Origin of the sequence: Gordonia sp. 'Campus', from assembly GCF_022206305.1 — a bacterium.
In the GTDB taxonomy this organism is placed as follows: domain Bacteria; phylum Actinomycetota; class Actinomycetes; order Mycobacteriales; family Mycobacteriaceae; genus Gordonia.
The window spans coordinates 91,003-115,299 of sequence record NZ_JAKOIW010000013.1 but is presented as its reverse complement, the minus strand read 5'-3'; the positions used below and the strand labels follow the sequence as shown (position 1 = coordinate 115,299).

Here is a 24,297-nt window from a genome sequence, read left to right as displayed (position 1 = left end):
GCGCGCGGGGCTATTTGTCGTGTTACGGTTCGACCGGACATATACGGCGAACGGGAGGCTGTCACATGCGTGGCGACGACGAGGTCATCGAACTACTCAACGAGCAGCTCACCAGCGAGCTGACCGCGATCAACCAGTACTTCCTGCACGCGAAGATGCAGCAGAGCTGGGGTCTGACGGAGATCGCGGCCAAGACCCGCGCCGAGTCGATCGAGGAGATGACGCACGCGGAGCGGCTGACCGACCGCATCCTCTTCCTCGACGCACTCCCCAACTACCAGCGTCTGCTGCCCCTGCGCATCGGGCAGTCGATCCGTGAGCAGTTCGAATCCGACATGTCGATCGAGGTCGAGGTGGTCGAGCGACTCCGCCCCGGCATCGCGATGTGCCGGTCGAAGGGCGACATCACCAGCGCCAACCTCCTCGAGGAGATCCTCGCCGACGAGGAAGAGCACATCGACTACCTCGAGACGCAGCTCGAGCTGATCAACAAGCTGGGCGAGGCGCTCTACCTGTCGAAGACGATCGCGACGCCGCCCACAAACGCCTGAACAATCACGTAAGCACCACCGACGACGAGGGGCCGACCGGATTTCCGGTCGGCCCCTCGTCGTCGGTCTCGTCAGGCCCGACGCTTCGCCGCGACCAGGGCGACGCCGGTGACGGCGATACCCGCGAGGGCGAGGAACACGCCGACCACCGAAGGTGCGAGGTAGCCGTAGCCGGCGCTGACCACCACACCGCCGAGCAGCGCGCCGGCGGCGTTGGCGATGTTCAGAGCGGAGTGGTTCAGCGCCGCAGCGAGTGTCTGCGCGTCGGCGGCCACGTCCATCAGCCTGGTCTGCAACGCCGGGAGCATCGTCGAACCGGTCAGGGCCACCAGGTAGGTGAGGACGAGCGCGGCCCACGCATGTCCGGCGAACAGCGCGAATGCCCCGAGGCTGAGCGCGCTGGCCGTGAGGCCGCCGAGGATGGCCGCTGACACGTTGCGATCGGCGACGTAGCCGCCGACGAAGTTGCCGGTCACCATGCCGAGGCCGTACAGCATCAACGCGAACGGGACGATCGCGACCGACAAGCCGGTGTCTGTCGTCAGAGCCGAGTTCAGATACGTGTAGAACGCGAACATCCCGCCGAATCCGACGGTGCCGATGACGAGGGTGAACCACACCTGGGACCGCTTGAGCGCGCCGAGTTCGGTGAGGGGGTCGGTCGTCTTCATCCCGGTCAGGGCCGGCAATGCGCGCACCAGCGCGAACACCGTGGCCAGGCCGATGACGACGACGATCGCGAAGGCCGATCGCCAGCCGAAGGTCTCGCCGAGCCAGGCCGCGGCGGGCACCCCGAACACATTGGCCACCGACAGGCCGAGCATCACCTGACCCACCGCCTTCGCCCGGTTGCGCGGACCGGCCAGGTGGGCGGCGACGAGCGCCGCGACACCGAAGTACGCGCCGTGCGGCAGCCCGGCGACGAACCGAGCGACGAGCAGGAGTCCATAGTCCGGCGCCACGACGGTCAGGAAGTTGCCGACGGTGAACGCGACCATCAGGCCGATCAGCAGGGTGCGGCGCGACATCCGCGCGGTGAGCGCGGCGATGAGGGGCGCTCCGACGACGACGCCCATCGCGTAGGCGGAGATCACGTGGCCCGCGGTGGGCTCCGAGACACCCAGGGATCCCGCGATGTTGGGGAGCAGGCCCATCGCGACGAACTCCGTGGTACCGATCCCGAAGCCGCCGAGGGCGAGTGCCAGGATCGTCCAGCGTCGAATGCGGCGAGACACCCCGGAAGCGTCGACGGAACGGGCGGGGTCGACGGGAGCGGTGTGCGAGGACACGTCGTCCGCCGGTCGGCCCGAGAGAGTCAGGTCGTCCGGCGCATCGGTTGTGGTCGAGAGAGCATCAGGCACGATTCATGCCAACCCTGGCACGGCGTCGCCGATTCCCCGCTCGGTCGTGAGTTGACGCACAGGGTCCGGCGGAACCCTGCCCGGCGAGCGGAGTGGGTCAGGCGTCGGGCTCGCTGCCGGAGTGCTCGTCCGGGCCGGTGCCCGAGTCCTCTCCTGTTTCGGCATCCCTGCGCCCCGTGTCCTCGTCGGGTGCTTCGCTCTCGTCAAGTTCGCCGGGTACATCGCTCTCGGTGCCGGCGTCCGTACGCACGGGGTCCGGCCCCCCGTCCACCGGCTCTGGTTGTCCCGGCTCTGGTTGTCCCGGCTCTGGCTGATCCGGCTCTGGCTGAACCGATTCCGGTGGGTCGGTCGGTACGGACACGGGGCCATCCGCCGGCACGGTGCCCGCCCCCGGACCCGCGTCATCGGACTCGTCCGCGGAAGGCGTTGTCGCACCCGAGGATCGATCTTCGGCCCCGTTCACCGCGGCGTCGACGACCGGCTCGCCCGCCGCGTTGTCGGCGAGGCGGATCATCGACGCCCGTGACGGACCGGTGACATCCGAGACGACCGCGGTTCCCTGCTGCGGCACGGTGATCCGGGGCCCGACGAGCGCGCCGGTCCAGAACCGCACGAACCCGACCGGGAGGAGCACGATGCTCCGGACACTCGCCGCGAGAGCGGTCACCCCCTCGGCGAACCGCGCCGGGGACAACGTCACGATGCCGTGCAGGATGTCCTCGAACACGAAGAGATCCGGCAGATATGCGCCGTACCCGAGCCGCGGCAGCGGCGGGAGCAGTCCCTGGATGAGCCGGACCACAGGCTGCAGATTCGCCAGCTCGATCCCGAAGGGCACAGAGAGCGTCGGCCGTCCAGCGAGCACGTTGCCGAGGTCGCCGGTGATCCCGAGGTCGCGCACCCACCCCCGCACGAGTTCGGCGACGGCGGAGTCGGCGCCGACCGTGCACGTGGTCCCCGGGTCATCGCACTCCACCGGGCGGGTGGACCACTGCGACGACGGATCGCGCCACATGGCGTACGGGTACAGATTGTGCTTGGTGAAGTAGCCGAGAAGACCGTCCATCGCACCGATCGGGTCATGGAGCGGGTCCGGCAGGTCGCAGATCGGATCCCCCTCGACACAGACCGACACCACGTCGCCGTCGAGGACGCCGAAACCACGGTCGGTACCCGTCCCGGACCGGGGTCCCGACATCGTGAGACCCGGAATGATCCCGATCAGGGACAGTTCGATGCCCCGGCCGGTCTTGTCTCCGGCCTGGCGCGGGTCGGCGTACAGCTCGCCGGAGAGGTGCTCGATGCTGACGAGCACGTCGTCGGACGGATCGCCCGGCGTTCCGGCGACGTCGACGAGACGGAAGGCGCCGTCGGCGGTCTCGTTGCCCGCGGCGTCGACGGGAGTCGAGGTCCCGATGTCGGCGAGCACGTCGCCCGCCACCCGCGCTCCCTGCGAATATCCCGCTACCACAACGGGTTTGCCGCCACAGTCGGCCTGGTACGCCGAGATCGCACGGGCCGTCGAAGCGATGCCCTGAGCGGTGCTGTCGTCGTATCCGGCAGCACCGAGCGGCCAGATCGTCGTCGGATAGTCCGCGTGGACGACCCGGTAGCGTCCGGCCCCGGAGTACCTCGGGTCGTCGTCGGCGGTCCCGGCCCGGTTGTCGGGGCCGATACCGGTGTAGCGCTGCTCGACGCCGATCAGGTGCCGGGCCTCCGGGTCGTTGGTGCCGCCGACGATGAACACCGCACCGCCGCCGCAATCGAGGTCGTCACCCCGCGCGGGGGCCGTTCCCGACAGGCACAGCGCTCCCGCCACCGCGATCCCGGTGACCGACGCCGTCAGCACCGTGGCCCGGGGAGATCGGAGATGCGCCATCGCGGCCATGGGTGCTCCTCTGCGAACCCGGACCGTGAGGACCGAACCGGCACGACCGGCTCGACGACCGGCACCGCCGGGGCTGCCCCGAACCCTAGGTCTGCGACCCCGGATCGACCAGGACGCTGAGAGCTGCTAACGAACCTGACCAGGGCTTTCACTCTCCGGAAGTGTCGATTTCACCCGGTCGGGTGACACCGGAGATGTACCCGCCCGAGCAGGACTGCGCAGGGTTGCGGTCGCGGTGAACGGGAGGGTTCTCAGCCCCTCACATACGTGTTATATCCTTGTCGCCAGGTCATGAGTATCAGTGCGAAGCCCCGGCTGGCTGATCGGCAACCCTCCATCCGCGGTGGGGTGCTCCGGGTGATGACCGGGTTGTGGGATCGCCGTGCGATCCCCGGCAAGCGCGGGTCCGAAGGTCGGACCCCACCAGGGTCGATGTGCCCTGCCGACCGTAGAAAGTGATCAATCGTCATGTCTGACGCACCTACCGGCGAGTCCGCCGACGGCACCAATCCAGTCGACAACTGGAGCTTCGAGACCAAGCAGATCCACGCCGGCCAGGCCGCCGACGCGTCGACGAACGCCCGGGCGCTGCCGATCTACCAGACCACGTCGTATGTCTTCAACGACACCCAGCACGCGGCCAACCTCTTCGGTCTCGCCGAGCCGGGCAACATCTACACCCGCATCATGAATCCGACGCAGGACGCCGTCGAGCAGCGGGTTGCCGCACTCGAGGGCGGGGTCGCCGCGCTTCTCGTGGCGTCGGGTCAGGCCGCCGAGACCTACTCGATCCTCAACATCGTCGAGACCGGCGGTCACGTCGTGTCGAGCCCGCGCCTGTACGGCGGGACGTTCAACCTGTTCCACTACACCCTGCCGAAGCTGGGCGTCGAGGTCTCCTTCGTGGAAGACCCGGAAGACCCCGCGTCGTGGCAGGCCGCCGTGAAGGACAACACCCGCGCGTTCTTCGGTGAGTCGATCTCCAACCCCAACAACGAGATCCTCGACATCAAGGGCATCTCGGAGGTCGCGCACAGCAACGGCATCCCCCTGATCGTCGACAACACCGTCGCGACGCCGTACCTGATCAACCCGCTCGCCCACGGCGCCGACATCGTGGTGCACTCGGCCACCAAGTACATCGGCGGGCACGGCACCGCGATCGGCGGCGTCATCGTCGACGGCGGCACCTTCGACTGGCGCGTCCAGCGTGACGGGAAGGACCTCTTCCCCGGCTTCACCACCCCGGACCCCAGCTACCACGGCGCCGTCTTCGCCGACCTCGGCGCCCCGGCCTTCGCGCTGAAGGCCCGCGTCCAGTGGTTGCGCGACACCGGTGCGGCCATCGCGCCGTTCAACGCCTTCCTGCTCTCGCAGGGACTCGAGACCCTGAGCCTGCGCATCGAGCGCCACGTCGCCAACGCCCAGAAGGTCGCGGCGTTCCTGGAGAAGCACGCCCAGGTCGAGTCCGTCGCCTACGCGGGCCTCGAATCGTCGCGCTGGTACCAGCGCGGCCAGGAGCTGGCACCCAAGGGACAGGGCGCGATCGTCGCCTTCGAGATCGCCGGCGGCGTCGATGCGGGCAAGAAGTTCGTGGATGCCCTGAGTCTGCACAGCCATGTCGCCAACATCGGTGACGTGCGTTCGCTCGTCATCCACCCGGCGTCGACCACCCACAGCCAGCTGACCCCCGAGGAGCAGCTCGCCGCGGGTGTCACCCCGGGCCTCGTCCGCCTGGCCGTGGGCATCGAGGGGATCGACGACATCCTGGCCGACCTCGAACAGGGATTCGCGGCGGCCAAGTGACACAGGTGAGGCAGCATTGTCGGTGAGTATCGACCTGAACGCGACAGCGTCTGATCAGCCCGACTGGGAGTCACTCCCGGACGGGCAACTCGTCGGCATACCCATCGGCTCGCTGCCTCTCGACAGCGGTGAACGGATCGACGACGTCACCCTGGCGTTCCAGCGCTGGGGGACGTTGTCGCCGTCGCGCGACAACGTCATCCTCACGCTCCACGCACTGACGGGTGACTCGCACGTCACCGGACCGGCCGACGCCGGACATGATTCCGCGGGTTGGTGGGACGGTCTCATCGGCCCGGGTATGGCGATCGACACCGACGAGTGGTGTGTCATCTCCGCCAACGTCCTCGGCGGATGCAAGGGGTCGACCGGACCGGGTTCGCCTGCGCCGGACGGCCGTCCGTGGGGTTCGCGCTTCCCGCAGATCACCGTGCTCGACCAGGTTCGCGCCGAGGTGGCGCTGATGGATCGCCTCGGAATCCGAAGTGTCGGAGCGGTACTCGGCGGCTCGATGGGCGGGGCGCGCGCCCTGGAATGGGTGATCGAGTATCCCGACCGGGTACGCAGTGCACTGGTCCTCGCGGTCGGCGCACGTGCGACCGCCGATCAGATCGGCATCCAGTCCGCACAGATCGCCGCGATCAAGGCCGACCCGGACTGGTGTGGCGGAAACTACTACGAGACCGGCCGAATTCCGTTGCAGGGCATGGGTATCGCACGGCGGATCGCCCATCTCATGTACCGCAGCGAACCCGAGCTCGACGCGCGGTTCGCCAACCACGCCCAGGGCGACGACGACCCGCTGACCGGCGGGCGCTACGCGGTGCAGAGCTACCTCGACCACCAGGCGTCGAAGTTGATGGCGCGCTTCGATCCGGCGAGCTACGTCGTCCTGACCGAGGTCCTCAATCACCACGACGTCGGCCGGGGCCGGGGCGGGGTCGCGAAGGCGCTCAACGAGTGTTCCGTGCCCGTCATCGTCGGCGGTATCGACTCAGACCGGCTCTACCCCTTGCGTCTCCAGGTCGAGCTGGCCGAGGAACTCGGCAACTGCGTCGGCGGTCTGCAGGTCGTCCGGTCGGAGACCGGTCACGACGGCTTCCTCACCGAATTCGACGCCATCAGCGACCTGCTCAAGCGCACCGTCGATCTCGCGCGTCGCGACGCCTGATCAGCGGCGCCCGGAGACAAGACGGCTCCCAACATCAGGCCGTCCGGACGAAACCCTCTCTCAGCGCGCGGCTGACGCCGACGGCACCGGACTGCTCGGCGGCCCCCATTGCGACGGCGGGTTCGCTTGTCCGTCAATCGGTTTCCCCGGGTCTGACGGGGCAGGGACGGCGGTCACGCCGGCACGCGTGCTGCTCGGCCGGGCCTGGCCGCCGGGACGCGTCGTCGTTGTCGTCGAGTAGGTCGGCGGCGGCGGGGTGGGTGCCGCGGTCGGCGGACGGAGGCCGGGCGGCAACAGGTCCGGTGGGATCGTCGGGGTCGACCCGGGCGGGAAGGTCAGGTCCGGCCACGGGAACGGCGACAGGGTGCGGGTGCTGGTGCCCGTCGACGGACGCGTCGGCGGAAGCTCGGTGGTGGCCCAAGCCGGAGGGTCGCCCCAGCCCGCGTCGGGCGCCGGCTGTTGGGTGGGTGTCAGCGTCGGCGGGACCAACGTCGGCGGCAGCGGCGCCACCGGGGTCCGGGTCGAGGGTTCGGTGACGGCGGGAGTGGGGGCCGGACTGTCCTCGCTTGTCGCAGCCGCGGCGGGCACGCTGCTCACCGAGGGTTGCGGCGCCGGGACCTGACGGTCCGCGAACGACGAACTGACCGCGTAGATCGTCATCAGCGTCGCGGCGATGACCGCTCCGGCGACCGCGATCGGCGTCGCGGACAGCCACTCGCGCTGCGGTTTACCGCCGATGAAGGCCAGCCGCGTGGTGACCGAGTAGTCCTCGAGGGCGAGCAGCGCCGCACCGGTCGCCACGACGAGTTCTGGTGCCGCGGGGCTCACCATCTCCAGGTCGTGGCCTGTCGCGATGCTCCGCACGAGCGGGAGATTCGCCAGTCCGCCGACGAAGACCACCGCGTCCGGACGAACTCCGCGCGCTGCGATCGCCGCGACATACCGGGCAAAGACCTCTCGTGCGTCGCGGACCATCGGCTCGAGGGCCCGGTCGACGTGGGATGCGTTCAGAGCGACGCGGCCCAGGCTTCCCGACAGCGTCACCCCGGCGACGTCGGACACCGAGGTCCCGTAGGCGATCTCCTCTTTGGCGGTCCGGCACGCACTGCGGAGCTCACTGCGATCGGCACGTGTGCGCGACATCTCCCCCAGCGACGGATTGTCCGCGATCAGTTGCTCGGCGATCGCGCGATCGAGGCGGCGTCCACTGAGCACCGTGGAGTGCTCGGGATCGCTGACACGCCCGTCACGCGGGTCGACGGTGTAGAGCGACATGCCGGAATCACCGCAGTCGACGACGACGGCAGCGGAGAACCTGTCGATCTCACCGGTGTCGGTGAGGTAGGCGAGCACGGCCTCGTCCTCGCCGGCGAGCCGCACCTGACGGCGGGGCCCGGTGCCGCGAGAACGCAGCTGCCGGCGCTGCCCGGTGGTACGGGCGGCGACACCGATCGGGCCGACGCGCGTGCCGGTTTCCCGTGCTGCGGTGAGCATCACGTCGATGCCGGCGTTCACCCGTCCGGCGGTGTCGAGGCCGTCGGTCGGGTCGACGTCGATGACACGTGAGTCGACCACGCTACGTCCGAGGTCGTCACGCGTGAGCAGGACGTAATGAATCATGCCCGCGCCCGCGGACACGCCCATGGACGTCACTTCGCTGACGGAATCGTCGGTTGGTGATGCGGTGATACAAACTCCAGCGGTCGGTGTCGGCTGCCGAGCAGCAGAATGGTGCAGGTCACGCGACCATGTGGACTCAAGGTCACGCTCAGGTCTCTATTGTAATCAATCCGTGCCCAAAGAGTCGATCGACGCTGCCAGCCACAGCATCACGCCGCCGACGGTCGCCATCACCGATACATCGAATGCCTTGCCTCTGACCTGCAACAATCCCGCCTGCGACGACGGGATGAACGCCCGCAGGACCGCACCGACGATAAGTGCGGCACCGAAGACGAACGAGCCGCGTCGCCAGCGATCGAACATCACAAGGAGCGCGGCCGCCAGGACACCCAGCATGACCAGCAGATATGGGATCTGCATGAGCACGGCGCGGAGCCGTCGGTCATCCGCCGTCCCGGTCTTCGGCCCTCCGGCCGGGGCACCGTGATCGGCTACGTCGCTGTGAGCAGGCTCACTGTCGCGCTCGTCCGCTGTCACGAAGTGCCGCCGCCTCCGGCCGCCAGCATCTGCTCGGCACGCTCGACGACGTTGACCAGGAGAAAGGCCCGGGTCAGCGGTCCGACACCACCGGGGTTCGGGGACACATGACCGGCGACCTCCCAGACGTCGGGATGGACGTCGCCCACGAGGCCGGCGTCGGTCCGGCTGACGCCCACATCGACCACGGCGGCGCCGGGCTTGACCATGTCGGCGGTGATCAGGTGCGGGACGCCCGCAGCCGCGATCACGATGTCGGCGCGCTCGACCTCCGACCGGAGGTCGGCCGTTCCCGTGTGGCAGAGCGTCACGGTGGCGTTCTCACTGCGACGGGTGAGCAGCAGCCCGATGGGCCGGCCGATGGTCACACCGCGACCCACGACCGTGACGCGGGCACCCGCCAGCGGAACGTCGTAGCGGCGGAGCAGGTGAATGACGCCGCGCGGGGTGCAGGGCAGCGTCGACTCCTTGCCGAGCACCAGACGACCGAGATTGATCGGGTGCAGACCGTCGGCATCCTTCAGCGGGTCGATGCGTTCGAGGGCAGCGTTCTCGTCGAGATGCCGGGGCAACGGCAACTGCACGATGTACCCGGTACAGGCCGGGTTGGCATTGAGCTCGTCGATCGCCGCGTTGAGCTGTTCGGTGGTGGCGTCGGCGGGGAGGTCCTTGCGGAGCGAGGCCACCCCGATGCGTGCGCAGTCGGCGTGCTTGCCCTTCACATAGGATTGCGAACCCGGATCGTCGCCCACCAGCACGGTGCCGAGGCCGGGGGTGACGCCAGCCAGCCGGAGCTTCTCCACCCGCTCGGCCAGATCAGCGAAGATCTCGTCGCGCGTCGTCTTGCCATCGAGTCGTATCGCGGTCACGCCCGACATTCTTCCACTCGTCCACCCGGATTCCGTCATCGACGGACATCGTGCCCGTGTCGGTGCCGCCGGTCGGCCGTGATCGGGCGCGTGCGCGACTAGTGTCGGTGCCGTGACAGTGACGCCGACCGACGTTCAGCACGCGCACTCGGCGATCGCCCCGCTTCTCCGGCACACGCCGGTGTCGCGCGCGGTGCTCGACACCGCCAACGGCCCGGTCGACGTCGTGTTCAAGCACGAATACCTGCAGATCGGCGGCTGTTTCAAGCCTCGCGGCAGCTTGTGGGCGACCCTGCACGCCCGGGCTCGGGGAACGCTGACCGAGGCAGGTGTCCTCGTGGCCTCCGGCGGTAACGCCGCGATCGGCGCGGCATGGGCGGCGCGCATCGTCGACGTCCCGGTGACCGCCGTGATCCCGGAGAACGCACCGCAGGTGAAGGTCGACACCCTGCGGGCGATCGGTGCGCGTGTCCATCTCGTCGGCAACCGCTATCAGGAGGCTGCCGACGCCGCCGAACAACTCGCTCTCGAGACCGGGGCCCTGGCACTGCACGCCTACGACCGTCCCGACATCGTCGCCGGGGCCGGCACCATCGGTCTCGAACTCGCCGACGACGTGCCCGGACCACTCACGACGGTGGTCTGTGTCGGTGGTGGCGGCCTGCTCGCCGGCATCGCCGCCACCCTGCGACCCGGCGACCGTCTCGTCGGGGCCGAACCGATCGGCGCATCGTGTCTGCACCAGGCGCTCGCGGCCGGGACCCCCGTTCCCGTCGAACTCGAGAGCATCGCCGCCGATTCCCTCGGCGCCACCCGGGTGGGCGATCTGTGTTGGCAGACGGTCGCCGGCAATCCGGCGGTCGGCAGCGTGATCGTCGCCGACGACCAGATCATCGCCGCGCGACGCATGCTGTGGGAGTCGCACCGCGTCTTCGTCGAACACGGGACCGCCACTGCGGTCGCCGCGGTGGTCACCGGCGCCGTGACACCGCCACCCGATTCCACCCTGTGCATCGTGCTGTGTGGGGCGAACACCCCGTTGGCGCTCTGAGAAGACGCGCCGCGCCCCGGCGGGGACCGGAACCGAGCGGGGACCGGAACCGTTCGGCGCTACGCTGATCCCATCATGTTCCGAATCATGTTCTACCAGCCGTGCATCCCGCCGAACACCGGCAACGCGATCCGGTTGGCCGCCAACACCGGATGCGAACTCCACCTGATCGAACCGCTCGGGTTCTCCATGTCCGACGCGCAGGTCAAACGCGCCGGCCTCGACTATCACGAGATGGCCAACGTCACCGTGCATCCCAACCTGGTGACCGCCTTGACGACGCTGAAGCCCGAGCGCGTCTTCGCCTTCACCGCCCACGCCGAGCGGTATCACACCGACGTCGATTATCAGCCGGGCGACGTGCTGCTGTTCGGCCCGGAACCGACCGGGTTGCCGGCGGAGGTCCTCGACGAACCCGAGGTCACCGACCGGGTGCGCATCCCGATGCTCGCCGGTCGTCGATCACACAATCTGGCCAACGCCGCGAGCATCGTCGTCTACGAGGCCTGGCGCCAGCACGGCTTCACCGGTGCTGTCTGAGTCTGGGCCGTCTGGTCAGTCGACGCGGTAGCGCTTGGTGCGGGCCGTCGCGCCGCCGATGAGCGCCACCTTGCTCTTGGGGACACCGAGGTGGGCGGCGAGCAGTTCGGAGACCGCCTTGTTCGCCCGGCCCTCCGTCGCGGGTTCACGGACGTACACGGTGATCGCGCCGTCGGGCCCCGTCTCGACCAACGGACCCTTGCTGCTCTTCGGTTTGACGGTCACCACGACCTGGTGCGGCATCTGCTCTTCCTCGATCGGTTCTCTCACATCCGGCGATCCGTTCACGGGCACCGGCCCGCAGACGTCACTGCCAGTCCCTGGATCTGCTTCCCACGCGAAGATCCATGCGCTGCAAACGATCTGCGACGACGGTCACCGCCCCCTCGGCGTTCTGCACCCGTCCGCGGACGAGTAATGCGGGCGCCGTTTGTGCCAGTACACGGTACCGCGCCCACAGCCCGACCGAACACACCACGTTCACCATGCCGGTCTCGTCCTCGAGGTTGATGAAGGTCACCCCCGATGCGGTGGCGGGACGCTGACGGTGGGTCACCGCACCACCTACCAGCACGCGTGACCCGTCCCGCACCGCGAGCAGACGGTCGGCCGCCAGCACGCCCATGGCGTCGAGACGGGGACGGAGGAACTGGGTCGGATACGACGTCGGGGTGATTCCCGTCGCCCACGCGTCGGTGGCCGCCAGCTCGATGTCGGAAAGCCCGGGAAGCGTGGGGGTCTCGGTCGCCGAGCGCAAGGCCAGTTGATCATCGCGGACCGTCGCCGCTGCCCCCGCCTCCCACAGCGCCTGTCGCCTGCTGAGTCCGAAGCTGTCGAAGGCCCCGGCACCGGCGAGTCCCTCGAGTTCCTTGGCGCTCAGGCGGGCACGTCGGGACAGATCGGTGATGTCCCGGTACGGGCCGTCGGCCCGGTGGTCGACGATGCGCTGTGCCGCGTCGCCGCCGACCCCGCGGACACCGTCGAGGCCGAGCCGCACGTCGAGGCCCTCGTTCTCCAGCGTGGCGTGCGCCAGGGAGGCGTTGATGTCGGGACGATGCACCGCCACGCCGTGCCGCCGGGCGTCGGCGACAAGTGTCTGCGGCGAGTAGAAGCCCATCGGTTGCGCCCGGATCAGCGCGGCGCAGAACGCCGCCGGGTGATGCAGCTTGAACCACGAGGAATAGAACACCAACGACGCGAAGCTCTGCGAATGACTCTCCGGGAAACCGAAATTGGCGAACGCGGCCATCTTCTCGAAGATCCGGTCGGCGGCGTCCCCGGTGATGCCGTGCAGGTTTTCCATACCCTCGTAGAAGCGCTGCCGAAGCCGTTCCATCTTCTCCGGTGACCGCTTGGACCCCATCGCCCGGCGCAGCTGGTCGGCCTCGGAGGCATCGAAGCCCGCCACGTCAACCGCCAGTTGCATCAACTGCTCCTGGAACAGAGGCACCCCCAGGGTGCGCTCGAGTGCCTTGTTCATCGACGGATGCTCGACGGTCACCGCCTCGTCGCCGTTGCGCCGCTTGATGAACGGGTGTACCGAGCCGCCCTGGATGGGGCCGGGCCGGATGAGGGCGACCTCGACGACGAGGTCGTAGAAACAGCGCGGCTTCAGACGCGGAAGGGTCGCCATCTGGGCACGGGATTCCACCTGGAACACACCGACCGAGTCTGCGCGACAGAGCATCTCGTAGACGGCGGGTTCGCCGAGGTCGAGGGTGGCGAGGTCGACGTCGAGGCCCTTGTGTTCGGCGACCAGGTCGATCGCATAGTGCAGTGCCGAGAGCATGCCGAGGCCGAGCATGTCGAACTTGACCAGCCCGATGGCCGCGCAGTCGTCCTTGTCCCACTGCAGCACGCTCCGGTTCTCCATCCGCGCCCATTCCGTCGGACAGACGTCGGCGATCGGCCGGTCACAGATCACCATCCCGCCGGAATGGATACCCAGATGCCTTGGCATGCCGAGGATCTCACCGGCCAACTCGGCGACGTCAGCGGGAGCGGTGTCGGGCATCTTGGCCCAGGCGTCCTGCTGACCAGGGGCATACCCGAGCGCCCGGGCCATGTCCCGGATCGCCGACTTGCCGCGATAGGTGATGACGTTGGCGACCTGCGCGCTGCGGTCGCGACCGTAACGGCGGTAGACGTACTGGATGGCCTCTTCGCGGCGATCGGATTCGATGTCGACGTCGATGTCGGGCGGGCCGTCCCGCTCGGGTGCGAGGAAACGCTCGAAGAGCAGCTTGTTGGCGACGGGATCGACGTTGGTGATGCCCAGGGCGTAGCAGACCGCCGAGTTGGCCGCACTCCCCCGCCCCTGGCACAGGATGTCGTTGGCCTTGCAGAAGTCGACGATGTCGGCGACGACGAGGAAATAACCGGGGAAGGTGAGGGTTTCGATGATGGCGAGCTCGTGTTCGATCTGCCGGTAGGCCTGCGGATGTTCGGCGGCGGTGCCGTAGCGGCGCCGGGCGCGGGTCATGGTGAGTTCGCGCAACCAGCTCGCCTCGGTGTATCCCTCGGGTACGTCGAAGGGCGGCAGCTGCGGCGCGATCAGACCCAGGTGGAACGCACAGTCCGCGGCGATGCCGACCGCGTTGTCGATGGCGTCGGGATGCGCGGGCAGCAGCCGGGCCATCTCATCCCCGCTGCGCAGGTGCGCGCCGGCCACCCCCGGCATCCATCCGGCGATGGTGTCGATGTCGGTGCGCGCCCGGACGGCGGCCATGGCCATGGCCAGCCGGCGACGCCGAGGGGCGGCGAAATGTGCGCCGGTGGTGGCCACGGTCGGGAGTCCCGCCCGGGCGGCGATCCCGGCGAGCTGCGCGTTGCGCTCGTCGTCGTCGGCCATGCCCTGCGCGGTCAGTTCGACCACGACGTTGTCATGTCCGTACGTCTCGATCAGCTCACGCAGGGCGTGCTCGGCGGCCGGGACGCCGCCGCGGTCCAGAGCACGCCGGACCGCGCCCTTGCGGCAGCCGGTCATGATCAGCCAATGACCGCCACCGGCGCCCGCGAGGGCCTCGCGGTCGTAACGCAGGAGACCCTTCTCTCCCGCGACCATGTGGGCGTCGGCGATGGTCCGCGACAACCGGCGGTAGCCCTCCCCGTCCCGGGCGAGCACCAGCAGATGCTCCCCCGGGGGGTCGTTCTGGCCGGTTCGGGCGACGTCGGGCTCCAGCGACAACTCCGCGCCGAAGACCGTCGGCATGTCGAATTCCCTTGCCGCCTCGGAAAATCGCACGACCCCGTAGAAGCCGTCGTGGTCGGTGACCGCCAGGGCACGAAGACCGAGACGCTGGGCCTCCTCGACCAACTCCTCCGGCATCGAGGCACCGTCGAGAAAGCTGTACGAACTGTGCGCGTGGAGTTCGGCGTAGGGCACCGACGACGAGCCGAGGGAGATGTCATCGGCGTGATAGGCACCGCGTTTGCGGGACCACGCCGGGCTGTCACCACCGTCGCCCGGGAAGGGCGCCCACTCGCTGAGGTCGGGGCCGAACTCGGTGCCGGGCCGATCGGCCTCCCCCGGCGCACGACCGGAGAGCACCCGCTCCATCTCCGACCATGTCGGTGGTCCCTGATCCCAGCCCACCTCCGCAGTTTATCGAACATGAGTTCGATGCGACAGCGGGCGTCTCCCGCCACCGCGAGTCAGCTGTTGGCCCGGCCGCGTTCGACGATGCCGGACCGACGACCGGCCACCCGAGCGGGGTCGAAACCTGCCATCCACTCCACCGAGGTGGAGTGCTCGGCGTCGAGCGCCGGATCGACGAGATGCTGCTCGGCGCGCCGGTACGAGTCCAGCATGGTGCGGACCGCGAGTTGGTCACTCCCGGCGATGGACACCGCGAGGTCCATCGCCGAGTCCATCAGCCGCTCGTGTGTCACCACCTCGGTCACCAGACCGACCCGGAGCGCCGTCTGGGCATCGACGAACTCGCCGGACAAGCTCATGCGGCGCGCGAACCCTCGGCCGACCGCCTCCGGCAGTCGGGACGTCAGACCCCAGCCCGGCAACACCCCGACCCGCGAGTGGGTGTCGACGAAGCGGGCCCGTTCGGACGCGATCAGCACGTCGCACGCCAGGGCGATCTCCAGGCCGCCGGTGGCGGCGACTCCGTTGACCGCGCCGATGATCGGCTTCGAGATCGGGCGCCACGGATGCCCGAAGGGCACGTCCGCGTGATCGAGCAGCCGAGCGCTCTCGGTCGACGAGCCCAACTCGGCCAGATCCAGGCCGGCGCAGAACGCCGATCCCGCACCGGTGAGGATGACCACGTCGACGTCGTCGGCGCGGTCGGCATTCGCCAACTCGGTACGGAGAGCGTCGATCAGGCCGGAGCTGAGCGCATTCCGGACGTCCGGGCGGTTGAGAACCAGCGTTCGCACCCCTTCGGACTGCGCGGTCAACAGCAGCGGTTCCCCGGACGCGGACGTTCGATCACTGGTCATGCGGTGCCTTCCGTTCCTCAAGTGCCGCGGATCAGCCCGCCGATCGGGGCCGATCGGCGAGACCCAACCGCAGATGCTCGCTGTGATACACCGCCTCGTCGAGGAGCTGAGCGACGTGCGTGTCATAAAGGCTGTAGCTGATCGACCGCCCCGCCCGCGTTCCGGTGACCAATCCGAGATTCCGTAGCAGCCGGAGCTGGTGGGACACCGCGGACTGCTCCATGCCGACCGCATCGGCCAGATCGGTCACCGACCGCGGACCGGAGCGCAGCTCGGTGAGGATCAGCAGCCGGCTCGGGGTGGCGAGGGCCTGGAGCGTGGTGGCGACGTGCGCGGCGGAGTCCGGGTCGAGCCGCGCAGCGGGCCGCCCTGCCTCCATGCCGTGTCCCATGCAGCGGAATGCTACCGCGTCCGACTCATATGAAAGKCTCTTCATATGAACTGGTACCGTCCCATCAACGACTTCTCACAGGCGGGAGCAGACCGTGCGCACGGCACAGGAGCAGATCACCGATCGCGACACGACATCGGCGGTGACGGGATCGACGTCCCGGACCATCGCCCCCGCATCGATCTTCCGGACCGGGTTGCGACTCCCCGAGGTGCGCTGGGCGTTGGTCGCCCTTGCCCTGTTCCTCCTGGGATGGGCGCTTCAGCTCGCCGATGCACCTGAATGGTGCTGGTGGACCGCCTATCTCGCGTGCTACGCCACAGGTGGCTGGGACCCGGCGCGAGCCGGACTGGCCGAGCTGGCCGATCGGCGCCTCGACGTCGACCTGCTGATGATCGTCGCCGCCGTCGCCGCCGCTTCGATCGGACAGGTCTTCGACGGAGCGTTGCTCATCGTCATCTTCGCCACGTCCGGCGCCCTCGAGGTCGTCGTCACCCAGCGCACCGCCGACTCGGTGACCGCCCTCCTCGACCTGGCACCCGAACAGGCCACGCTGCGCGCCACCGACGGCACGACCCGCGTGGTGAACTGCCGGGATCTCGAGGTGGGCGAACACATCCTGGTCCGTCCCGGGGAACGGGTCGGCGCCGACGGAGTGGTCGTCGAGGGGCGCAGCGAGGTCGATCAGCAGGCGGTGACCGGCGAGTCGATCCCCGTGTCGCGGGCGGTGGGTGACGACGTGCTGTCCGGCACCGTGAACGGCACCGGCGCGCTCGTCGTCGAGGTCAGGCGCCCCGCCTCGGAGTCGGTGATCGCGCGGATCGCCGCACTGGTCGCCGAGGCATCCGAGACCAAGGCGCCGACCCAGCTGTTCATCGAGAAGGTCGAGCAGGCGTACTCGGTCACCGTCGTCATTGCGACACTACTCGTCCTCGGTGTACCGATGGTGTTGTCCGACAGCACCTTCGACGAGGCCCTGTTGCGCGCCATCGTGTTCATGATCGTCGCGTCCCCGTGTGCGGTGGTCCTGTCGACGATGCCGCCGCTGCTCGCCTCGATCGCGAACGCCGGCCGCAATGGGGTTCTGGTGAAGTCGGCCGCCGTGATGGAAGCGGTAGGCCGCACCACCGTCGTGGCCTTCGACAAGACCGGCACCCTGACCGAGGGACGCCCAGAGGTGGTCGATGTGAGCGCCGCCGACGATCGGACACCTGATGAGGTCCTGGCGCTCGCCGCGACCGTCGAACACCCCAGCGAGCACCCGCTGGGTCGCGCGATCGTCGCGGCCGCCACCGCCCGCGGTCTCGAGGTCGGCGCCGTCGAAGGATTCCGCGCACTTCCCGGGCTGGGGGTCACCGGGATCGTCGGGGACCAGCGCGTCACCGTCGAGCGTGCGGACACCCCCACGGCCGGCACCGTGGTCGGTGTCGCGGTGGACGACCTCGTGGTCGGCCGGATCGAACTCGTCGACCGGCTCCGCGACGAGGCCGTCGAGTCGGTACGACGAATCCGGGAGTTGACCACCGAGCCGGTCGTACTGCTGACCGGAGATCGGCATTCGGTGGCGGCCGAGGTCGCCGAGCAGACGGGCATCGACGCGGTTCATGCCGAGCTGATGCCCGAGGACAAGGTGCGCGCGGTCCGCGCCACGCGGGGTCACGTACTGGTCGTCGGTGACGGCATCAACGACGCGCCGGCCCTCGTGGCCGCGGACACCGGGATCGCGATGGGTCGGCGCGGATCGGACCTGGCCGTGCAGACCGCGGACGCGATCATCGCACGCGACGATCTGGCCGCCGTGCCCGCGCTCATCGGGCTGTCCCGCCTGGCACACCGCTACGTCGTGGCCAATCTGTGCATCGCGGCGACCATGATCATCGCGCTGGTCACCTGGGATCTGGCCGGGACACTCCCGCTCCCATTGGCCGTGGCCGGTCACGAGGGCTCTACCGTTCTCGTGGCCCTCAACGGTGCGCGGCTGCTCCGGAGATCCGCATGGTCGGGTTCTCGGGGTGCACAGTCGACGTAATCGGACGCACAGTCGACGTAATCGGGCGCACAGTCGACGCGCAACGCTGAACCAACGGAACCGTTGCCTTCCCCGCAGTTAAGTGTCACTCTGAGTACCAGACACTTCGCGGCCCTGTGGGACGCGGACATCCAGCGGGCCGTCGGACCCGCCCACATGATGGGATTCCTTCCATGACGAGCTACTTCATCACCGGAGGCAGCGGATTCATCGGACGCCGCGTTCTCGAGCGACTCCTGACCGTCTCCCCGGATGCGACGATCCACGCACTGGTCCGCGAGTCGTCGCGCGCCGCATTCGTCGCGATGATCGACGAACTCGGCGCAGGTGACCGGGTGACACCGGTCACCGGAGACCTCACCGCCCCCGGGCTCGGCGTCGACCCGGCCGCGGTTCCGGCGATCGATCACGTCGTCCACCTCGCCGCGATCTACGACATGGCCGCCGACGCCGACTCGCAGCGTGCCGCGAACGTCGTCGGCACCTCGCGCGCCGCCGACTTCGCGATCGCCCACGACGCCTTGTTCCACCACGTGTCCTCGATCGCGGTCGCCGGCGACCATCGCGGCCGCTTCACCGAGTTGGATTTCGAAGTCGGACAGGGTTTCCCGACGCCCTACCACCGCACGAAATTCGAAGCGGAGCGCGTCGTGCGCGAGCGCCAGGGCCTGCGGTGGCGTGTCTACCGCCCGTCGATCGTGGTCGGCGACTCTCGTACCGGTGAGATGGACAAGATCGACGGCCCGTACTACTTCTTCGGCCACCTCCGACAACTCGGCCGACTGCCCTCGATGCTGCGCCTCCCGATGCCCGATCTCGGCACGCTGAACATCGTCCCCGTCGACTATGTCGCCGAGGCGATGGTGGCGCTCATCGCCGTGAACCCCACGCGCAGCGGTCTGGTGTTCCACCTCGGTGATCCGCAGTCGATGTCGACTACCGAGCTGTACAACTCCCTGGCACCGGCGTTCGACGCACCACGCGGTTTCGACGCCATCCCCCGCGCCGCGATCGAACCCGTGATGGCGTTGTCGGGCATGGGGATCGCGCGTGTGGCGCGCGACCTCGTGGCCGCCCAGCAGGGCATCCCGGGCGCCCTGCTCGATGCGGTCACGGTACCCGTCGACTTCCGGTCGGACACGACCGTCGCCGTCCTGCACGATCTCGGCATCACCGTCCCCGACTTCGCCGAATACGCACCGCGGTTGTGGCGCTACTGGGCACGCCATCTCGATCGGTCCCGGAACCGCCGGCTCGATCCGCGGGGTCCGCTCGTGGGCAAGAACATCCTCATCACCGGCGGCTCGAGCGGTATCGGCAAGGCCACCGCCCGGATGTGCGTCGCACGGGGAGCCAACGTGTTCATCGTCGCGCGCAACGGAGACGAGCTGGATTCGGCTGCCGCGGAATTGAACTCGACGACCAGCAAGAAGGGGATCCCGCCGGGTCACGTGACCGCCTACCAGTGCGACATCACCGACGAGGAGTCGGTCAACGCCCTGGTGAAATCGGTCCTCGCCGAACACGGGCACGTGGATGTACTCGTCAACAATGCGGGCAGGTCGATCCGCCGGGCAACGCTGACATCGGTGAACCGGTCACACGACTATCACCGGGTGATGGCGGTCAACTACTTCGGGGCGGTCAATCTGGTTCTCGGCCTTCTGCCGCACATGGTGGACAGGCAGTCGGGTCACGTGGTGAACGTGACGTCGATCGCGGTGCAGTCGCGGGGTCCGCGCTTCGGTGCCTACGCGGCGTCGAAAGCGGCACTCGAGGCGTTCAGCGACGTGACCGGCACCGAGACGCTCTCAGATCACGTCACCTTCACCAATGTCCGCCTCCCCCTGGTGAAGACGCGGATGATCGCGCCCACGGAGGCGTATGACAATCAACCCGGTGCGTGGCATGTCGACCGGGCCGCGGCACGCGTGCTGCACGCGATCATCGACCGGCCCAAGCGCGTCGACTCCGTGGTCGGGATCGTCGCCGAGCTCGGCCACCGCGTCACCCCGCGCCTGACCACCCGCATCCTGCACCAGGAGTACCTCGTGTTCGGCGAATCCGCGGCAGCCCTGGGGCGCACGCGTGCCGGCGATGAGAACGACACGTGATCGACACCCCGTACCTCGAGGTCGACGTCGACCGGATGGAACGCAACCTCACCGGGGTCGCCGCCCTCGCACGGTCGGCCGGGGTCGACCTACGTCCGCACGCCAAGACCCACAAATGCGCCGAGATCGCGCGAGGGCAGATCGAGCGGGGCGCGGTGGGGCTGACCGTGGCCACCATCGGTGAGGCCGAGGCGTTCGCCGATGCCGCCGGGATCACCACGTGCACAGACATCTTCATCGCGTTCCCGCTGTGGCCGACCCCGGCGAAAGCCGCCCGGCTCTGCGCCCTGGCGGGCCGGGTGTCGTTGCGCGTGGGTGTCGACTCGGTCGAGGGCGCGCGTCATCTGGGCGCCCTGCTCGCCACCGCGTCCGCGTCGGCACCGGCACCGGTCCGGCGGATCGAGGCCGTCGTCGAGGTCGATTCCGGCCAGCATCGCACCGGAGTCGTGCCGGAGCGGGCCGGGGAGGTCGCCGTCGCCGGCACCGATGCGGGACTCGACGTGGCAGGCGTGTTCACCTTCCCCGGCCACGGCTACGGCCTCGGGGACACGCGGCAGCGAGCGGCCGCGCAGGAGGTGACCGCCCTCGGTGAGGCCGCGGCGAGCCTGCGGACCCGCGGCATCGAACCCCGAATCCGCAGCGGCGGCTCCACTCCCACCGTCGACTTCCTGGATCGGATGGGCCGTTCCGGAGTCCTCACCGAGATCCGGCCCGGTGTCTACCCGTTCAACGACGCCCAGCAGATCGAGATGGGGTCGTGCGGCTTCGACGAGGTGTCGTTGACCGCGGTGTCGACGGTCGTGCGCTCCGAGGGCAATCGGATCGTCCTCGACGCCGGCAGCAAGATCCTCGGTGCCGATCGCGCTCCCTGGGCCACCGGCCACGGCCGGCTCCTCGACCATCACGACGCCCGCATCGTGCTGCTGTCCGAACACCATGCCGTCGTCGAGTTCCCGCACGGCGCCGCGAACGTCCCCCGGCTCGGCGACATCGTGCGGGTGGTGCCCAACCACGTGTGCACCGCGGTGAACCTCGTCGACGAGCTGGTCGCCATCGACGGCTCGGACAGTCGTTGGCCGGTGATCGCGCGGGGCGCCAACAGCTGAATCGGCCACCTACTCATAGACGCCCTCGACGATCCACTCCCCGGCTCGATAACACAGCAGCAACGCCCGCGAATCGTCGAGCAACACCTGTGCCCGAGCGATCAGCCCGGGCTCGGCGGTGCCCTGCTCCGGCCGCTCGGCGGTACCCGTCGCCGACCGTGGGATGCTGCCGACCGGCCAGGGACCGGCCCACCAGCACAACCCCCAACTCGACCGTCTGCTCCGGGACGAGGCCAGCGCGACGGTCACCGGTTCGGCGGTGAAGGCCCCGCGGTCGGTCACCTTCACCGGTTGACCCAGCGCATCGAGCACGTGGATAGCGGTCTCCACCAGCAGCGTCGGGCTGGGCTGAGGGAGACGGCCGGGCCATGGCGCCGACGGGTCGCGACGCGGCGAGAGCTCATCGCCGAGAGAGACCATCGTGATGCGCTCGGCGGGTCCGCGTCCCCCGCTCAACACCGGGATGCGGACGGCATCGCCACCGAGCAACCCCTGTATCCGCACCAGCGAACGGCGCGCGCGTTCTTCTCCATCGGGTTCGCCGGCGAGTCCGCCCCGAGAGAGTTCGTCGGTGAGCTGATAGTGCAGGGCACCGGCCTCGACGACCTCGACCGGCTCGAGCCGTAGTCGCACGATCGGCGAGTCGGGACGGGAGTCCCGGGCGCCCGCGCCGCGTCCCGCTCTCCTCCCCTGGCGCGCCGGGCCGGTCAACCACCCTTCCAGCTGCCACCGGATACGGTCGGCGGTCGTCTCCGGGGTGAGCGGTTGTGCGCATCGCCAGGTACGTGAATGCTGTTGTCCGCGTTCGGTGGTCGCGATGATCGTCAACCGCGTACAGGCCACCGCGGCGTCGCGCAGGCGCCGGTGCAGGGCATCGGCGAGACTGCGGCCGATGAACGCCGCGACATCGATGCGATCGACGGGCGGGTCACAGGCGTGATCGACGTTCAGTTCCGCAGGCACCCCCCTGGTCGACGGTACTCGGCCCGGCAACGCGTTGGCGAGGCGGTGCGCTGTCACCGCATCCCTGGCGAACCGGGTGGCCACGTCGGTCACGGACATCTCCGCGAAGGCGCCGATCGTGCCGATACCCAAGCGCCGCAACAGATCCACGAGGTCGCCGCGCGAAGGATCACTCATACTGGGTTCGACGGCGAGATCGGCGACGGGCCGGCCGGCGAGGTAGTCGCGATCGCCCCCGGGCTCCACCTGGTGCCCGTGCCGGGCGGCGAGGACCGCGGTGAAGATCTCATCGGCCATACCCACCTGCGATTCGATGCCGCAGGCGGACACCACGTCGACGAGTTCCTCCGCCAGCGCCTCCATGCCGCCGAAGTAGCGCGCGGCGCGGTCACCGGAGATCACCAGAAGACCTGGCCGCAACACCTCGAGGGCGGGAATCACCTCGGCCACCGCGGCCACCACCGGTTCGAACAGCCGTCCGTCCCGGTGTTCGTCGGCAGCGACCACGGTCATCTCCGTGCACATCGCCTGGGCCTGGCGTTTGCGCATCCCGCGTCGGACCCCGGCAGCCCGGGCCGAGGCCGAACAGGCGACCACCCGGTTGGCCGACAGCACCGCCACCGGATGCAAGGGCGGCAGGTCGGCCTCCGCGGCGGCCGCCATCGCCGGCCAGTCCGGACACCAGAGCGCCAGGATCCGACGGGACCTCGTATCCGCGTCGGACATCAGTTCGCCACCGCCAGCGCTGGTCGTGCGCGCCGGGCCGCGACCATCTCGACGGTCCGGTCGGCGCCGTGGCCGCCCGTCAGCAACTCGACCTCGGCGCTCTCGGGCTGCCGGCCCCTGCTCGACGCCGTGACCTGCAACCGCATCCCGCCGATGCGGCCGTATCCGCTGCGCGCGGCGTCGAGGTCCGTGGCCGCCGCCAGGATCGGGCTGTGCCGATAGGTGAGGACGCGCGCCTCGACGGTCAGCTGGGCGCCGGGCCACATCCCACCGGTCACCAGCAACACCGCCGACTGTTTGCGCACGCGACCCATCACCACCCGGGCGCGCGACGGGGCCACCGCTTCACCGCGGGCATGCATCTGTTCACCGCCGCTCCCCAGATCGAGGACGACGAGATCCATGCCGTCGAGCAACACCGCCGCCACCTCGACCGGGTCGGGACCCGGTTCGGGAATCGTGGCGATGCGGGACAGGTCCGCACCCATCTCGGCCGCCGACAGCAGACTCAACCGCGGCAACCCGACGATCCCCACCTGACCTCCGGCGCGCGTCACCGACGCGATCATGGCGACCAGCACCGAGTGCGCGCCATCGAGGAGGGCAACGGTACCCCGGGGAATCCCTTTGTGTGGCAACACCTCCGACAACGCGTCCGGCACCGGGAGTACCGCCACGGACCGGTCACGGACCTCGACCGTGCGTTGATCGGGCCGCCCGGACATGGCTGCCATCCGCCGCCGCAGCCCGGCCAGCTCGTCGGCCCGGCCGGAGGCGTCCGCAGCGCCACGATCCGATCCGACCGCACGATCCGACCCGACTGCACGACCTGACACAGCAGCATGACGTGACAAATGCATGACACCCTCCAGTCGACATGTGGTACTCGAGCGAGCCGGGAAGGTGCGCGCCATCGTGGTCTCGAAACAGCCGTGCGAGTGATCCCGAGGGTGACCTCGTCCGCCGATCATTCGAACATTGTTTCGATGATCTGAGAGTAGAACCAACCACCGACAAGCGTCAACCGAAGGTGAATTCCGTTGGGACGCAGTAGATGATCGTCCGATCACGCCGAAACGCCGGTCACGGACAGAACCGCGGCCGAAGCCGACGATC

Annotated in this window: 19 protein-coding genes and 1 riboswitch; of the genes, 8 read left to right on the top strand and 11 right to left on the bottom strand. The window is 69.1% G+C overall.

Going from position 1 to position 24,297, the window contains the following annotated elements; all coding sequences use genetic code 11:
* Nucleotides 1-65: 65 nt before the first annotated feature.
* Nucleotides 66-551, top strand: a complete 486-nt coding sequence (gene bfr / locus MAY35_RS15145; protein ID WP_238422120.1) for a bacterioferritin — start codon at nt 66-68, stop codon at nt 549-551.
* A 71-nt stretch (nt 552-622) separates the two neighbouring features.
* Here bfr and MAY35_RS15140 read toward each other — a convergent pair whose 3' ends face one another.
* Both MAY35_RS15140 and MAY35_RS15135 read right to left on the bottom strand, forming a co-directional pair.
* The gene (locus MAY35_RS15140; protein WP_374237963.1) at nt 623-1,840 is read right to left on the bottom strand and encodes an MFS transporter; all 1,218 of its coding nucleotides are present in this window, start codon (nt 1,838-1,840) and stop codon (nt 623-625) included.
* Nucleotides 1,841-2,009: 169 nt separating this feature from the next.
* On the bottom strand, nt 2,010-3,800 hold the full coding sequence (locus tag MAY35_RS15135; protein WP_238422118.1) for a PE-PPE domain-containing protein: 1,791 nt from the start codon (nt 3,798-3,800) through the stop codon (nt 2,010-2,012).
* Nucleotides 3,801-4,087: 287 nt separating this feature from the next.
* Nucleotides 4,088-4,207: riboswitch (SAM riboswitch) on the top strand.
* 61 nt (nt 4,208-4,268) lie between these two features.
* On the opposite strand from MAY35_RS15135, the gene MAY35_RS15130 reads away from it, so the two are divergent.
* Entirely contained in the window at nt 4,269-5,606 is a 1,338-nt protein-coding gene (locus MAY35_RS15130) for a bifunctional o-acetylhomoserine/o-acetylserine sulfhydrylase (RefSeq protein WP_238422117.1), read from the top strand.
* 16 nt (nt 5,607-5,622) lie between these two features.
* Entirely contained in the window at nt 5,623-6,777 is a 1,155-nt protein-coding gene (locus MAY35_RS15125) for a homoserine O-acetyltransferase (RefSeq protein WP_238422116.1), read from the top strand.
* A gap of 60 nt (nt 6,778-6,837) precedes the next feature.
* Here MAY35_RS15125 and MAY35_RS15120 read toward each other — a convergent pair whose 3' ends face one another.
* The 3 genes from MAY35_RS15120 to MAY35_RS15110 form a co-directional block, all read right to left on the bottom strand.
* Nucleotides 6,838-8,421, bottom strand: a complete 1,584-nt coding sequence (locus tag MAY35_RS15120; RefSeq protein ID WP_238422161.1) for a hypothetical protein — start codon at nt 8,419-8,421, stop codon at nt 6,838-6,840.
* Nucleotides 8,422-8,562: 141 nt separating this feature from the next.
* Entirely contained in the window at nt 8,563-8,826 is a 264-nt protein-coding gene (locus tag MAY35_RS15115) for a DUF3017 domain-containing protein (protein WP_238422160.1), read from the bottom strand.
* A gap of 107 nt (nt 8,827-8,933) precedes the next feature.
* Complete coding sequence (locus MAY35_RS15110) at nt 8,934-9,806, bottom strand: bifunctional methylenetetrahydrofolate dehydrogenase/methenyltetrahydrofolate cyclohydrolase (RefSeq protein ID WP_238422115.1); 873 nt, start codon at nt 9,804-9,806, stop codon at nt 8,934-8,936.
* A 112-nt stretch (nt 9,807-9,918) separates the two neighbouring features.
* Here MAY35_RS15110 and MAY35_RS15105 point away from each other — a divergent pair, with 112 nt between their 5' ends.
* Complete coding sequence (locus MAY35_RS15105; RefSeq protein ID WP_374237961.1) at nt 9,919-10,857, top strand: serine/threonine dehydratase; 939 nt, start codon at nt 9,919-9,921, stop codon at nt 10,855-10,857.
* 75 nt (nt 10,858-10,932) lie between these two features.
* Nucleotides 10,933-11,397, top strand: coding sequence for a tRNA (cytidine(34)-2'-O)-methyltransferase (locus MAY35_RS15100; RefSeq protein WP_238422114.1), 465 nt, complete (start codon nt 10,933-10,935; stop codon nt 11,395-11,397).
* 15 nt (nt 11,398-11,412) lie between these two features.
* Here MAY35_RS15100 and MAY35_RS15095 read toward each other — a convergent pair whose 3' ends face one another.
* The 4 genes from MAY35_RS15095 to MAY35_RS15080 all read right to left on the bottom strand — a co-directional run bounded on the left by MAY35_RS15095 (nt 11,413) and on the right by MAY35_RS15080 (nt 16,243).
* Nucleotides 11,413-11,640 (bottom strand): DUF167 domain-containing protein, encoded by a 228-nt coding sequence (locus MAY35_RS15095; protein ID WP_238422158.1) that lies wholly within the window; start codon nt 11,638-11,640, stop codon nt 11,413-11,415.
* Nucleotides 11,641-11,704: 64 nt separating this feature from the next.
* Nucleotides 11,705-14,992, bottom strand: coding sequence for an error-prone DNA polymerase (locus MAY35_RS15090; protein ID WP_238422113.1), 3,288 nt, complete (start codon nt 14,990-14,992; stop codon nt 11,705-11,707).
* A gap of 59 nt (nt 14,993-15,051) precedes the next feature.
* A complete protein-coding gene (locus MAY35_RS15085) occupies nt 15,052-15,852 on the bottom strand; it encodes an enoyl-CoA hydratase (RefSeq protein ID WP_238422112.1) in 801 nt (266 codons plus the stop codon).
* 31 nt (nt 15,853-15,883) lie between these two features.
* Nucleotides 15,884-16,243 carry a metalloregulator ArsR/SmtB family transcription factor gene (locus MAY35_RS15080; RefSeq protein ID WP_238422111.1) on the bottom strand — a complete coding sequence of 120 codons (360 nt, stop codon included), beginning with the start codon at nt 16,241-16,243 and terminating at the stop codon, nt 15,884-15,886.
* A 142-nt stretch (nt 16,244-16,385) separates the two neighbouring features.
* Here MAY35_RS15080 and MAY35_RS15075 point away from each other — a divergent pair, with 142 nt between their 5' ends.
* The 3 genes from MAY35_RS15075 to MAY35_RS15065 all read left to right on the top strand — a co-directional run bounded on the left by MAY35_RS15075 (nt 16,386) and on the right by MAY35_RS15065 (nt 21,492).
* Nucleotides 16,386-18,272: a heavy metal translocating P-type ATPase gene (locus MAY35_RS15075; RefSeq protein WP_238422157.1), complete on the top strand. Its 1,887-nt coding sequence runs from the start codon at nt 16,386-16,388 to the stop codon at nt 18,270-18,272.
* 173 nt (nt 18,273-18,445) lie between these two features.
* Nucleotides 18,446-20,386 carry an SDR family oxidoreductase gene (locus tag MAY35_RS15070; RefSeq protein ID WP_238422110.1) on the top strand — a complete coding sequence of 647 codons (1,941 nt, stop codon included), beginning with the start codon at nt 18,446-18,448 and terminating at the stop codon, nt 20,384-20,386.
* A complete protein-coding gene (locus tag MAY35_RS15065) occupies nt 20,383-21,492 on the top strand; it encodes an alanine racemase (protein WP_238422109.1) in 1,110 nt (369 codons plus the stop codon). Before MAY35_RS15070 ends, MAY35_RS15065 begins: the two co-directional genes overlap by 4 nt.
* A gap of 9 nt (nt 21,493-21,501) precedes the next feature.
* Here MAY35_RS15065 and MAY35_RS15060 read toward each other — a convergent pair whose 3' ends face one another.
* Nucleotides 21,502-23,181: a DNA polymerase Y family protein gene (locus MAY35_RS15060; RefSeq protein WP_238422108.1), complete on the bottom strand. Its 1,680-nt coding sequence runs from the start codon at nt 23,179-23,181 to the stop codon at nt 21,502-21,504.
* Nucleotides 23,181-23,915, bottom strand: a complete 735-nt coding sequence (locus MAY35_RS15055; protein WP_238422156.1) for a hypothetical protein — start codon at nt 23,913-23,915, stop codon at nt 23,181-23,183. Before MAY35_RS15055 ends, MAY35_RS15060 begins: the two co-directional genes overlap by 1 nt.
* Nucleotides 23,916-24,297 lie beyond the last annotated feature (382 nt).